This window comes from Vibrio sp. CB1-14 (assembly GCF_040412085.2).
Lineage (GTDB): Bacteria > Pseudomonadota > Gammaproteobacteria > Enterobacterales > Vibrionaceae > Vibrio > Vibrio chaetopteri.
Genome location: NZ_CP115921.1, coordinates 229,071 through 242,512, shown reverse-complemented (window position 1 = coordinate 242,512; position 13,442 = coordinate 229,071). Strand labels below are relative to the sequence as shown.

11 protein-coding genes are annotated in these 13,442 nt (G+C 43.8%); 4 read left to right on the top strand and 7 right to left on the bottom strand.

All coding sequences use genetic code 11. The features are described from left to right. Positions 1-90: 90 nt before the first annotated feature. Positions 91-1,011, bottom strand: a complete 921-nt coding sequence (locus tag PG915_RS17225; protein WP_353500140.1) for a M14 family metallopeptidase — start codon at positions 1,009-1,011, stop codon at positions 91-93. Positions 1,012-1,127: 116 nt separating this feature from the next. Next, positions 1,128-1,466 carry a cytosolic protein gene (locus PG915_RS17220; protein ID WP_353499653.1) on the bottom strand — a complete coding sequence of 113 codons (339 nt, stop codon included), beginning with the start codon at positions 1,464-1,466 and terminating at the stop codon, positions 1,128-1,130. Between the two features lie 473 nt (positions 1,467-1,939). Between PG915_RS17220 and PG915_RS17215 the strand changes: the two genes are divergently transcribed. Then, on the top strand, positions 1,940-2,617 hold the full coding sequence (locus PG915_RS17215) for a hypothetical protein (protein ID WP_353499652.1): 678 nt from the start codon (positions 1,940-1,942) through the stop codon (positions 2,615-2,617). A gap of 276 nt (positions 2,618-2,893) precedes the next feature. On the opposite strand, the gene PG915_RS17210 is transcribed toward PG915_RS17215, so the two are convergent. The 5 genes from PG915_RS17210 to secD form a co-directional block, all read right to left on the bottom strand. Next, positions 2,894-3,292, bottom strand: a complete 399-nt coding sequence (locus PG915_RS17210; protein WP_353499651.1) for a magnesium transporter — start codon at positions 3,290-3,292, stop codon at positions 2,894-2,896. 110 nt (positions 3,293-3,402) lie between these two features. Then, positions 3,403-4,017, bottom strand: a complete 615-nt coding sequence (locus PG915_RS17205; RefSeq protein WP_353499650.1) for a magnesium transporter MgtE N-terminal domain-containing protein — start codon at positions 4,015-4,017, stop codon at positions 3,403-3,405. A gap of 45 nt (positions 4,018-4,062) precedes the next feature. Then, positions 4,063-4,719, bottom strand: a complete 657-nt coding sequence (locus PG915_RS17200) for a DedA family protein (RefSeq protein ID WP_353499649.1) — start codon at positions 4,717-4,719, stop codon at positions 4,063-4,065. Positions 4,720-5,166: 447 nt separating this feature from the next. Then, positions 5,167-6,069 carry a protein translocase subunit SecF gene (secF, locus tag PG915_RS17195; RefSeq protein WP_353499648.1) on the bottom strand — a complete coding sequence of 301 codons (903 nt, stop codon included), beginning with the start codon at positions 6,067-6,069 and terminating at the stop codon, positions 5,167-5,169. After that, positions 6,069-7,856, bottom strand: coding sequence for a protein translocase subunit SecD (gene secD / locus PG915_RS17190; RefSeq protein WP_353499647.1), 1,788 nt, complete (start codon positions 7,854-7,856; stop codon positions 6,069-6,071). Before secD ends, secF begins: the two co-directional genes overlap by 1 nt. A gap of 801 nt (positions 7,857-8,657) precedes the next feature. On the opposite strand from secD, the gene PG915_RS17185 reads away from it, so the two are divergent. The 3 genes from PG915_RS17185 (at position 8,658) to PG915_RS17175 (ending at position 13,432) form a co-directional block, all read left to right on the top strand. Further along, a complete protein-coding gene (locus PG915_RS17185; RefSeq protein WP_353499646.1) occupies positions 8,658-9,701 on the top strand; it encodes an alpha/beta hydrolase in 1,044 nt (347 codons plus the stop codon). Positions 9,702-9,780: 79 nt separating this feature from the next. Next, complete coding sequence (locus tag PG915_RS17180) at positions 9,781-11,565, top strand: mechanosensitive ion channel family protein (protein ID WP_353499645.1); 1,785 nt, start codon at positions 9,781-9,783, stop codon at positions 11,563-11,565. Positions 11,566-11,728: 163 nt separating this feature from the next. Further along, positions 11,729-13,432 carry an alkyl/aryl-sulfatase gene (locus PG915_RS17175; protein ID WP_353499644.1) on the top strand — a complete coding sequence of 568 codons (1,704 nt, stop codon included), beginning with the start codon at positions 11,729-11,731 and terminating at the stop codon, positions 13,430-13,432. Positions 13,433-13,442: the final 10 nt, after the last annotated feature.

Sequence of the window (13,442 nt, the reverse complement as noted above, 5' to 3'; positions counted from 1 at the left end):
GGTTTTTTGTTGCTGGTTTTACAAATATGGATTTTTTGGTGTGTATTTTTAGAAAACCCAAGCGCTAGGCTTGGGTTTTGGAGTATTGTGTTACATCGACGTTTGTAGGAAATCGAGTGCCCCCAAGACCGCGGCGACTTGAGCATCATTACATTCTTGTTCAGTCACCTTCGGGCTATCTGGGTACACTTCCGTAGTGGTTGAGTACTCGCAATCCGTCATGCCAGTGCAAAGGCTAAGCTTTTTCAATGGGTAATTGATTACGCCATGCTGCACCATGTCAGAGCCAATAATTTTGCCGTTGTCATCCGGCGGCGCAATATGAGTTACTTTTTCAACAAAGCCAATCACATGTTTTTGAAATGCTTCAGCTGGTTTTTCGGTGTTACCTACAAGATAGAAGCCGTCTGGTACATTGTCTTCAATATATTCAAGGCCATCACGTGCAGCAAGAGCAGGGCGGAACTCACTTTCATCCGTATCTGTGGTTTCATGTAGATCAATGTGAGCCCAAATATCAGTGTCTAGTGACGCCACAAACGCCATGAGATTGGCCGATTCTTCCGCTGGAGAATCCTGATAAAACGAACGGTTTGGATCTACTGCGTTAGGATTCCAGCGATTGATGGTTTCATAACCCCAAGGGCTAACACAAGGTGCGATAACGATATTGAACGCATCCTGGTAGTCAAGAGCGTTGTTCTTAGCAAATTGAAGTGCACCATGAACACCAGACGTCTCATAACCATGTACACCACCCGTCACTAGGATAGTTGGCTTTGTTGCATCCCAAGCACGCGTTTTCAGTGCAAACAGCGGGAAGCGAGCTTCATCGTAAGAAAGCGCGCCGTATTGCACCACATCTAAGCTCTCACGCAGCGCGTCGATTTTAGGAAGGACATCTTCACTATATAGACGTTTTACCGACGTGCTTTCACGCCACTGTTGGACTTCGCTATCTGTCCATTTTTTCCCCGGGGTACCGATTGGGTATTGAAAGCTATTTTGCATGGTTTCCATTCTCAATATCTAATTTGGGAGAAAGCATAGCGGTGAAGAAGCGCAGTGACAATCGAAGAGAAGTGAAGATTGTTACAAAACTGACTTGCAGACCGAATGACCGCTTTTCAATCCAAACGAGTAATAAAGGTCTTTTCATCATCCACAAACGCCACAAAGCCGCCATGATAGATAAACACTCGACCACGCCCTTCAACCAAACAGGCAAGCTGTGGGTTCAAATCTTCTTCATTGTTTGGTCTTTGCAACGTACCGGTATCCGTTACTATGCCGTCGAGTGAGGGCAGATACCCATAAGTGCGCTTAGCTTGATCGATCAGGCTCAATTCGCTGGTCGTAGAGAAGTAAGAGGGGATAGCCCCCGCATCTTCAATAAACATGGTTTTGAATTCTTCAAAAGCGGTGATCACCAGCCAGTCGATACCGTTAACATGATGGATAAACATAGAGAGTCTCTGTAATTCTGATGGGGGGATGTTATCACTATTTGAAGGCAACGTCGTTGGAGTTCAATAAAACTAAGCAACGATCATTAATTAATCATCGTTGTTTAAGTCTAAACTTCATGACAAAAACAGCTAACAGAAAAACAAAACCCTTGATGTTGTTTATTTAACTATTGAGTCTAGTAACAAAAAAGAAAAAGAAGGCTAAGTAACTTGCGAATATCATACAGGCAGGTAAATATTTCATGTTCAATCCTCATATTAGAGATTTGATTGTAAGTAGTGTCGTGAAGATGAAATAGGAATTAGAGAAATTCATAATTGGGTATGAGTTGCGAACAAATTTGAATTTCTCTAATTCCTCGTCAAGCGTCATCGAAAAACATACAGTAGTGTTATTCCAGCGACATAAAAATTTGGATTTATTACTGTTTCATGGATGAATGAAATATTGATTAATATAGAGAGTCTCAATGAAAAAAGTAGTCACTATCGCAGCAATTTTAACCACTCTATCTTCTACTTCAGTTTTAGCGAATAAAAATATCGACTTCTCAAATCCTTATGCGTCGTATAATGGTCTTTCTGTCGGTTATGGTAGTAAGGATTTTGACGTCAACGCTCAATTTACCAGTCAAGTTAACAACAGCTGGAATCTATTAGGTACCTATCATAGTGATGATAATTTTGGAAATCACGATTTAAGACTTAATGTCATTCATCACACTGGGGTAGGCTATTTTTTAGGGTATAACTATGATTCAAACTTTGATAATAGAAACATCCGATCGAACACAGGCGAGCTTGGTGTGCACGTAAACGTGCCGCTTAATAAAGATATTCGTCTGGTTCCAGAGCTAGCTTTAGGTTCGTTTGAACATCAATCAATGTTGAACACCGCTTACTATACTCAGTTATCGCTAAATATGGTCTACAATACAAGTAATAATATTTGGTTGAGTGTTACACCTGAATACACATTTAGCTTCAATGATCTACAGGAAGAAAATGGTCGTCGATCAAGTTTTAGAAATTGGGATTTGATTGCGGATGTAGGCTATACAATCAATAACAATCAGAGTTTGGTTTATACGTATCAATATGACAGAGGGGATCATCTTTCTACCATGTCATACCGAATTGGTTTCTAACATACTTTCAGCCCGCTTAATGCGGGCTTATTTAATGACGTGTCATAAACTATAGGCGTATCCCCTGTAAAGAGTCTTTATTTAATCCAAAAAATTGAGAAACTAAAAGACGGTGGCGTTCTATCCGGTTAGCCTGTTAGGAAGTTGCGCTACTGTTTTTGCCGAAGGTGAATTATAAAAGGGTAAGCCATGGTTAAAGTGAGCGTCGCTATCATTGCAACAACAGCAAGTACTGTCACAACACCTCCATAGACACTCGCCATGCTAGTGTGATTCTCATACGTTGCAATTTGAGCGGCCAAACTGATGATAACCGCTATCGAACCTGGCCCGTATAGTGAAGGAATGGTCAAGAAGTACGAGGGCGCCAATAGGGATCTCTTTTGCTACCACATACAGAAGGTCTTTGGTTGAGATTTGTCCCAAAGATAACTCGCGAATAGATACGGTTACGGATTGATTCCCCGCGGCTCCGGAAAGGTTGGCGACAAGTGGTAACACCGCCGCTAAGACAGCGATTTGCTCTATGATGGGTTCGTACATAGCAATGATTGAAATCGCAGCATAACTTAACGCAACTGAAGGCATTAAAAAGGTGAGTCGACGTAGGTTACGTTTAAGCACTAGCATGGTGCGGGATTCATCTCCCCCGAATACACCAGATTGTTCAAGCATCTGCTGCTTAGAACGTAAATATAGAGCTTCATTAAGATGTTTCTAGCCGACAATGCCAATTTGAAAACCTTGTTCGTCAACGACAGGTATGACGGGGTGCAGCGTTTTATCTAGTGTGCTTTTAATCGTATTTTAAGTCCGCCTAAATAACGGCCTTCTGTGTCGTGTAAGTATACATAGCGCCACTCTAGTCGATCCAAACCGTGTTCTTCATTACTTAATCTAGCGCTCAAGCTGTCGACGGTGGCATCTGAAGGTAGTTTAAGAGTTTCACTCCTGCAAATTCCTCCTGCGTTGTCTTGTCGGTATTTTAAGGCCGCCCGTTCTTCATCTTCCCATATTGTTGGCAGCGCCTGTTTGAGCTGTTTTGTTAGTTCAGTGGGTAGTTCGTTTAGTAGTAATCGACGGTCAGCGGAATGCAAGTATTGAAACAACTTAAGGCTCGTGGTTTCAGGTAACTGGCTGAACAGCCATAAAAGCTCAGGATCTGACAAGTGCTCGAGCAAGCTAGCTGCAAGGTTTGGGTTCACTTCGTTTAGTAGAGTCCATGTAGCGATACGTTGTGGGTAAGAGAGGTTTCTTAATACTAAAGGCAGTTCGGAATTCTCCGCCCCGAGTATTGCTTTGTTAAGCTGCTTCGCCTTTCTAGGAGTAAGGCATGCTAGTATTTCCAAATACAACTTTTCCACACTTTCTGACGAAAAAGCTAAGTTAATTGATGTCATATATGAAACCTTTGACAATGAGTGAGAATATGGTTGCAGCGTTGTCTAATAGGGTATTTTTAGTTGTCGTTTTTTGGTTGCAAGTCGCATGAAAATTGCGATAAATGCAACGATCATCAAAACCAAACTGCCCATCAAAAACCATTTTGTAATGAATTCTTGGTATTGAGAGACGAATGGGTGTCGCATGACCCACTTTCCTAGCAGCAACAAACTGAAGACCCACATAATCGAACTGGTGAAGCTGACGACAAGCGTCCTTATAAAACTGAGTTGTGCAACGCCCATCAGCATTGGGGTCAATACGCGAACGAATGGAACAAAACGAGAAATGAACAGGGATAAAAATCCAAATTGGTTTAACAGATTTTTGGCTTTGGGTAGCGATCCCGCTGGAAGTGTTTGTTCAGCTTTACGCATGAATTGAGTATTGTGCAGCCAACGCCCTTGAAGGTACGCAACAATACTGCCTAAAAATGCAGCGCTGGTCAGCAGCAGTAGGGCGCTTGAAAAATCAATCGCACCCAAACCCACCATACCTCCAATAAACAACACTAAACCGTCTCCTGGCAGCGGTAAAAAAACAAAACTCGACTCGAGAAAAAGCACGACGCCCAGTAAAAGCAATAAAACGTGCAGTGAGTTCAATTCAAGCAAAGCATCAAAATCTTGCATCCAAATCGCCGATATAATCTCTTGCATGGGAACTCCAAGTTAACATGGGTTCTTGCTGACAATACAAGTACCCTGAAAGTGTTTTAATCAAACACCAGAATGATGTAGGCGGACTGAGATAAGCCCCAGTGAGTAAGTTATCGCCGAACAATTTGAAAAATAGAACGGCAACAATGCCAAGTGGCAGTTTGTATTCTTGTTTGAGTACGTTGAGCCTTTATTGAGTTACCGAAGGCTCGCTAATGTTCTTTAACGAGAGTTAATTGGGTGAATATTGCAATTAACTCTGCAGCACGCAGTTCGTTTCAAATTAGATGTTTAAGCTTTTACCTATCAGGCGATAGGCGCAAAGCTATGCGTTTAATCAAGTTGCTAACTTAAAGTGAATAGGTGATTTAGCCCATGAATTAGAGAAATTCTTTGTTGCTATCAGACGACTAACTCTTGCCTAATCGCGTTCTAAGTAAGCAAAATCTAAGGAATGTGTTGAAGTGGTTCAGTTTCTTCCTGTTTATAGTGGATTGGTTTTAAACCCACACGAGTTGGCAATAGCGTACCGATGGAGATAGAGGACCATGTTCCACTGAAAATACCGACGCACAATGCAATGGCAAACCCTTCTAGCGCACTCCCTCCTAATAACCACAATGAAGAGACTGTGACTAAGGTGGTGCCTGATGTGACTAGTGTTCGTGATAAGGTTGACACTATGGACTGGTCGAGAAGGGTATCGGTATCACCGTCTGGCTTCGCACGAAATACCTCACGGATTCTGTCTGAAATGATGATCGAGTCATTTAGGGAGTAGCCCATGACTGCCAATAACGCAGCTAAAACGGTCAGGTTGAATTCGATGTGAGTCATCGCAAATAGTCCTAGCACAATGACAATGTCATAAACCAACGCCGCAACAGAACCTAGCGCTAATCGCCACTCAAATCGGTAGCTCAAATACAGTAAGGTCAGAACGAAACAAGCCAAAATTGCCAAGCCGCCTTGTTCGACCATTTCCAATCCAACCTGAGGGCCAATCACGCTACTGTTGGCAATATGAAAACTGCTGTCTAGGGGTAATAGTGCTTGGTTTAATGATTCGTGCAAATCTATGTCTGTATCATTGAAACGTAGCTGCCAATACCCCTCGCTGCCTGCAGCAGTTAGTTGTACGTCTTGGCTCAATGCAGAGTCGAGATGAGATTTGAGCACAACTTGAGATACGCTCGGGTTTGTTTGAATATCGGCGACTACACCTCCCGTAAAATCGAGACCCCAATTGAATCCCCTTGCGACGATAGAAGTAATGGAAAGTGTCAATAGAATCAGAGATATTATCGTCATCAATTGACGTATTTTGGTGACGTTAATTGATTTGGTCATTACAGCTTCACCTCGTGTGAGGTGTCTCTTCCCCACAAATAGTTGATAAGAATTCGAGACGCAAATACGCCGGTAAACAAGCTAGTTAATAGTCCTAACCCCAGTGTGATAGCAAAGCCTTGAATCGGACCGTTACCGATTGCATATAAAGCAATGGCGACGATCATGGTGGTGAGGTTGGCATCAAAAATCGAAGAGAATGCACTATCGAAACCTCTGTCTATGGCTTGAGCAAAGTTTCTGCCTTCTCGCATTTTGTCTTTGATGCGCTCAAAGATAAGTACGTTGGTGTCGACTGCCATCCCCACGGTGAGTACTAACCCTGCGATGCCGGGAAGCGTGAGCACTGCTCCTGGAATGAGCGCTAACAGACCAAACAGGCACACTAAGTTGATCGTCAGTGCCGTGTTCGCAACCCAACCAAGGCGTCGATACCAACAGGCGATGAACAGCAAAGTAAAACCCAGCCCCAAGGCGAGTGCCGCAAACCCATTTTTGACGTTTTCAGCGCCTAGCGTTGGCCCTATTGTTCTTTCTTCAACGATGGTGACTGGAGCTGTCAGCGAGCCAGCTCTCAATAGAAGAGCAAGTTCTTGCGCATCTTGCATCGAGCCTACGCCAGTGATTCGAAAGCGATTACCCAGCGTAGACTGAATTGTTGCAACACTGATGACTTCGCTTTGTTCAATGGAATGCCCTGTCTCTGACTGGCTGTATTCGCTGTACAGAGTCGCCATTGGATTGCCGATATTACTGCGCGAGTGATTAGTCATCAGTCGTCCACCCGTGCTATTAAGCGTAATATTAACTTCAGGTGTGCCCATTTCTCCTAGGCTGGCACGAGCATCAATAATATGTTCGCCTCCTAAGATGCTGTTTCTATGAAGAAGGACAGGCCGACCATCTTGGTCATTGACGACTTTCGTTCGTGCGCTGGCATTCGGTTCCACATGATAGAACGCTAATGATGCCGTGGCGCCGATAATGTTTTTTGCTGAAGTTGGATCTTGGACGCCCGGTAGTTCGATACGAATTCGATTTTCACCTTGGCGCTGAACGACGGCTTCCGTGATCCCTAACTCTTCGATACGGCCTCGCATGGTTTGAAGGTTTTGTGTCACGGTGAGAGTTCGAATTGAACGCCTTTCCTCCTCATTCATTGAGATTACTAAGCGCTCCCTCGATTGACTCAGAGTCCAATTAGGATGCTGTGTTCTTAAGTGAGCTCGAATATCCCCCAATTGTGCTTCGTTATATTGAGTAATATTCACTTCACCGCTTTCTACACTAGCGCGTACACGAAATTCCTGGCGAAGATCGTCGATCACCGATTGTGCGTGAGCATTAAAAACGGGGGTGAGGTCGACGTCTAAGAGAAACTGAACGCCACCACGAAGATCTAACCCTAATTTGATCGGCTGAAAACCAAGCGAGGTTAGCCAAGAAGGCGCGGCAGGTTCGAGTGTGAGGGCAACGGTCTCCGATGGTTGAATAAACTCAGACATTAATGTTTGTGCTGGAGCTTGCTGCCCACTTGAAGAAAAGGTCACGACAAACATATCGTTTGCTTCATGAACGCTGTGAACATCGATATCGTTATCCACTAAATAGCGATAGATGTTATCTGGACGTGCCGAGTGCGTATGGTTTGAAATGTGTAAAGCTTCACGTTCGCCAAATGCAGAAGGTAGGGCGCTGAGCAGCATCAGTGCGACAGACAGTGCAAGAACGATGACTTTCCATTTAGCTGAATAATTTATGGGTGCGGTTGAACGCTTTAACTTCATGTTGGTTACATCTTATTGATTAGTAAATAAATAGCGCCGAGTCTATTTGTTAAATAAACACCGTAATTCTTTACGTAAGAGTTGAACCTAAGGGTTTCGAAAGGATATCGATGGCGCTTTAGATTCTATCGATAAACCCAACTGTTGGTTGTCGAGCCATATTAGTTTCTTTATTGCTTTTCACTATGGTTTTGAGAAATTCATATTTGGTTTGTCACAAAATTTGTATATGAATTTCTATAATTCCTATCGACGAACTGAGTTGATCCAAAAGGTTAAATAGTAACTTGAAGTTTGAACAGTGAGTTCGCTCTGAACGCGGCATCAAATTTACGCCAATTAACGAGTGTCAACCAGTTGTATGCTGAGGGTGTGATCCGTCACTCATACAATAGAAATACCTGATTTCAGACAGTAAGTGCGACAATCATAAAAGTTCCACTCAAAAATTAAAAATCTTTATTTTTTAATAACTAAAGCTTGAATCCACCCTTTTTACTTCCATAAGACTCACACCTTTCACTAGAGTTACATCAACTCGTCATACGAGTAGCAAGGAAGAAGAAGAATACGAGATAGCTACTAAACGTTAATATAAGGGCTAGATACTTCATTGAATAATCTCTGTGATAAAAGATAGGTTTGTTATATCAGACCTCACGTTGAAGTTGGACGAATTTGAGAAATTCTCTTTTGGATTGAGATCAAAGGCAAAACTGAATTTCTCTAATTCGTCGCCAGAACACCAATTAATGTGAAAAATAACACTCAACAAATCAAACAAACTATATTGAGTGGAACATGATGAAAAGATACGTCACAAAAACCGTTACTACCCTATCTCTTGCTGGACTAATGACCGCATCTGCTGTTGCAAGTGTCACTATGGAAAAGCGCCAAGTTCCAACACCAGCTGGCGTCTCCAGTAGTTTTGCCGCCATTGTGGATCAGAAAGTGTATTCAATGGGCATTCCGACGCCCTCTACAACAGAAGAATGGCTTACTGCCCGTGAAATGTTTGATGCGCCACAAGCTAAAGTCGCTATTGAAGCGGCAGAAAGACTTGGTGTTAACTACGAAAGAAAATCTTTTGCTGGCGTTGATACCTACTTTGTAACCCCTAAAAATGTTGACTCTCAATATCAAGATCGCTGGCTAGTGCACATTCATGGTGGTGCATTTGTATTCGGTGGCGACGATGCAGCTTTACGCGAAGCCATTTGGATGGCTGACGGGCTAAATGCTAAGGTCATTTCTGTCAATTACCGTCAACCACCAGAGCACCCTTTCCCTGCAGCTATCGATGATGCGGTTGCGGTATGGAAGGAACTCATGAAAACTCAACCTGCAGAAAAGACCGCTATCTTTGGTACTAGTGCTGGAGGAAACCTCACACTAGCAACAACACTCAAACTCAAAGAGCTCGAGCTACCACTGCCAGGCGCTCTGTTTGCTGGCACACCGGCCACTGACCTAAAAGAGACGTCGGATTCATGGATTACGTTACAAGGCCTAGATCCATTAGGCTCTCGTGATGGACTTATTGAGGCGGCCTTTGATGTCTACGCCGGTGAAACGCCCCTAGATAACCCACTGCTATCGCCAGTCTATGGTGATGTCCATGACTTTCCACCTACTATCTTAATTTCAGGTACACGAGATCTACTGCTCAGTGACACAGTCCGAATGCACCGTACTTTGCGAGCTAACAATGTCGATGCAGAACTCCACATCTATGACGGTCAATCACATGGTGACTACATTCAGGGATTAATCCATGACTTCCCTGAGTCAGATGATGCGATGGCAGAGCTCTCGCGCTTTTTCGAAAATCACCTAAAGTAACTTAATAGCCTTGCGCTAACTGGAGCAGACCTTCCTGCTCCAGTTTTTGGGTTTTGAACGTCACTAGCAGGAACACGTTATGTCCCTTTCACCACGACTAGTTTGGATCTTGATATTACTGTTGCTTATTGGGAGTAATCAGGCTTTTGCACACAAGCACCCTGAACTTGCCAACACAGCTTCGCCCAAAGCCACTGTTGAAAGCTTTCTCTCCGCGTCCAACGAATTAATTAACTACTGGCAACAGGAAAAGTTAAGAACCAACGAGGCTGATCGTGCTCTGGCTCAAGTCATACGTACAATGGACTTGTCTATGGTGCCTAATCGAACACGACAAGTTGTTGTCATGGAGCGGATCTTATTACTAAGAGAGGTGCTAGACAGATTTAACGAAGATGTTTTCGATCAACTTCCTGACGATACTAGTAATGAATACTGGCGCTTCAAAAATACCGATATCTCATTGATTAAAATCGATTCTGGAGAGCGTGCGGGCCAATATGTATTTTCACCTATCACGATACAACAGTTACCACGTTGGTATCGAATCATGGAGCCTATCACCTACGCTTTGCCTGATAGGCCAAACTATTATCAAAGCTTCATACACTCACCAGGCCCTTTGCTTTCAAAGGCATTCATAGAGCGTTTACCTTACTCTGCTCATCAACTTTACGGCCCGATCCCCTTGTGGCAATGGGTCGCTGTGTTCTCTGTACTCATTATTTGTTTCACCGCACTGAAGTTAAGTATCTATCTCGGTAGGAAGTGGAACCAACATTGGGAGCAAAAGAACATTAAGTGGAAGGTGGGAAAACTGATTTCACTCGTCAGCTGTGGCTTCATTCTATTTATTACCCGCCAAGTTATTGATCAAGGTATATGGTTAACAGGTGGGTTCTATCAGTTTCTAACAACGTGTTTCTTTTTAGCCCAGTTCTACTTCACCTCATGGCTAATCATGGCACTGTTTAAATACTTTGCCGCCCTCTATGCATACAACAAACATAATGGGAAGAATGTTGATTCATCCCTAATTACCGTCTTATCGCGTATATTTGGTGGACTCACCATTGTCATATTGGGTATTTACGTCATCGAGTATATGGGATTTTCTATCTCACCACTTTTAGCGGGTATTGGTGTGGGTGGTTTGGCTGTCGCTTTAGCTATTCGACCTGTACTTGAAAATGTCATTAACGGTCTAACGCTCTACGCTGATGGTGGAATAAAGATTGGTGAGTTATGTCGCTACGGTGACAAATTAGGAACCATAGAAAGCATCGGCCTACGCTCGACTCGCATACGCACATTAGAGCGCTCCCTAATTACCATCCCCAACTCAGAATTTGCCAACATGGAGATTGATAACTTAGAACGACGCGATAAACGGCGTATGGAGCATACATTACGAGTGCGCCCCGAGCTCAGTCAGTCACAGCTTAAAGTTCTTATTGTTAGTATTCGACGACTGCTTCTTCAGCATCCAGAAACAGAAGAAGAACCAATACGTGTGAGATTCTGTGGCGTAGGTGAATTTGCCCTACTTATCAACCTAGTGTGCTACATCCGCTGCAGAGACAACGAAGAGTTCTTATCGATACAAGAAGATATTCTCTTCCTAGTTACGCAGCAAATTGACGCGGTTGGGGCTCAGCTCGCTTTCTCCAACCAATATCAGCTTGCTGGTAAACTCGCGGCAACAGATAGTGAACTCAAGGAGAAAGCGGAACAGACCATCAGTCAGTGGCATGACACCAACAATTACCCCTTCCCTGACTTCAGTTACGAGTATAAATACGAAATAAAGAATAGTACTGTGTTTCCTGCCAAAACTGCAGCAACCAGAAAAGATGGAGCATAAATTTGATGCATCGATGAATTTCTCTAATTCATCGATATGCTTTTCTTTGAGGATTAATCTAGCAATCAATAAAGTCCTTCTGTGCGTTCACAAACAAGAGCACCGCTCTTGATGAGTCGCAGAAGGCCTCCCTTAACAATAGAGATTACCTCAGGAGTCATCTGTGAACATAAATTCAAAATCACTAACTAAATACTTTATTGTCGGTGTGAGTTTAATCGCCCCCATTGGTGTAGTGCATGCTGCAAACTTTACTCAACCACAAGCGGTTTATAGCGGCGCCGAAATCACATTGAGCCAATATCCGAATGGAGCAATAGTCAATGCTTCCTTGTTAGATAGTGTTGCTAAAACCCAGCCATCAGAGGCATACATCAAGGAAGTAACACCTGGAGTTTGGGCTATTGTCGGATACCACTTTGGCTACAAGGCGGTGATCGAAGGTCCAAATGAGCTCATTTTATTTGATACCGGGGATGATGTAGAAGAAGCGCTAGAAGTCATCGAATTGGTTCGAAACAACATCAGTGATAAACCAATTAAAACGGTCATTTATAGTCATTCACACTATGCATTTGGTACCGAAGTAATCAAAGCAAAGTATGGTGATGACCTAAAAGTAATCGGCCATCCAGACCTGAATAAAAATATCACCCAAAGTAGTGGGCTCGGTGCTGCAATCCCAGAGTTAGCACCTTCACTCTACGCTCGCACATTGGAACAGTTCTCTGCTCTGCTTCCAGAACTAGGGCCTGATGGCCAAGCGCCGTCACCGCTTGGCCGAACCAAAGGCTTTGTTCCGGTAAATACACCCGTTGAACATGGCCAAACTATGGTCATTGATGACATTGAAATGGTGTTCTTTACTGACTTTGACAGTGACAGCAATGATCAAGTCATTGTCTATCTTCCTGAGTCACAAACTGTACTCAATAATCACCTATGGCCAACGTTCCCTAACTTTTATACGCTCCGAGGCTCTGTGTACCGTGACCCTACCGAGTGGGCGGCAGGTATTCAATTTATTCGCAGTCTAGAGCCAGAACATTTGATAAACACTCACACTATGCACATCAGTGGCAAGGAAGAGATTCAAACCGCATTGAATGGCTACTACGATGCCATCATGTACCTGTACGATCAAACGCTACGGGGTATTTTGCTCGGTAAAACTCCTGAAGAGCTGCGCTACTGGGTACAACTACCCAAGGATCTCGCTGAGTTGCCACACAATCAGATGAGCTATGGCGAGTTTTCCTACTACCCGAAATACATTTACCAATATGCTATGGGGTGGTTTGGGCGCGACGCGGAGAACTTAAATCGTGTCGCACCTGATGTGCAAGCAGGCAAGATTGTTGAAGGCTTTGGTGGTGTCGATGCAGTAAAACTGGAGCTAAGAGAAGTTCTAGCCAACCAGGAGTTTGCCTGGGCAGCAGAACTGGGTGGATACTTAGTCAAAGTCGTTCCCAACGATACAGAGGCCAATCAATTGCTAGCTGATGCCCTTCGTCAGATGGGCTATCGAACCGAAGCCACTATTCCTCGTTCTTGGTATCTGACCCGCGCTCTGCAGCTTGAAGATAAACTCCAAATACCACAAATCGCCTTTACTGGTGTGGAGTCTGTCATTGACTCACCTGCCGACACGTATGTTAACCAATATCGTGTACGCCTCGATCCTCGAGTAAGCTACGGTGAAGACCAAATGATTGCCATTACTTTCAACGATAGTGATGCGCCCACGATGGGTTTGCACGTGCGCAGCGGCGTTGCTGAATTTGTCTCCGATATCAACCAATACGCCCGAGCACCTGACACTAATCTTGCCCTAACAAAACGTGCCTGGGGGGATGTAGTGGTTTAATGATCCCGGA

Bases quoted from the DNA above. Each gene is read 5' to 3' on its own strand.
- PG915_RS17205 (WP_353499650.1), bottom strand. From the start codon at position 4,017: ATGACATCAATTAACTTAGCTTTTTCGTCAGAAAGTGTGGAAAAGTTG.
- secD (WP_353499647.1), bottom strand. From the start codon at position 7,856: ATGAAGTTAAAGCGTTCAACCGCACCCATAAATTATTCAGCTAAATGG.
- PG915_RS17215 (WP_353499652.1), top strand. From the start codon at position 1,940: ATGAAAAAAGTAGTCACTATCGCAGCAATTTTAACCACTCTATCTTCT.
- PG915_RS17200 (WP_353499649.1), bottom strand. From the start codon at position 4,719: ATGCAAGAGATTATATCGGCGATTTGGATGCAAGATTTTGATGCTTTG.
- PG915_RS17185 (WP_353499646.1), top strand. From the start codon at position 8,658: ATGATGAAAAGATACGTCACAAAAACCGTTACTACCCTATCTCTTGCT.
- PG915_RS17220 (WP_353499653.1), bottom strand. From the start codon at position 1,466: ATGTTTATCCATCATGTTAACGGTATCGACTGGCTGGTGATCACCGCT.
- PG915_RS17225 (WP_353500140.1), bottom strand. From the start codon at position 1,011: ATGCAAAATAGCTTTCAATACCCAATCGGTACCCCGGGGAAAAAATGG.
- PG915_RS17180 (WP_353499645.1), top strand. From the start codon at position 9,781: ATGTCCCTTTCACCACGACTAGTTTGGATCTTGATATTACTGTTGCTT.
- PG915_RS17210 (WP_353499651.1), bottom strand. From the start codon at position 3,292: ATGCTTGAACAATCTGGTGTATTCGGGGGAGATGAATCCCGCACCATG.
- secF (WP_353499648.1), bottom strand. From the start codon at position 6,069: ATGACCAAATCAATTAACGTCACCAAAATACGTCAATTGATGACGATA.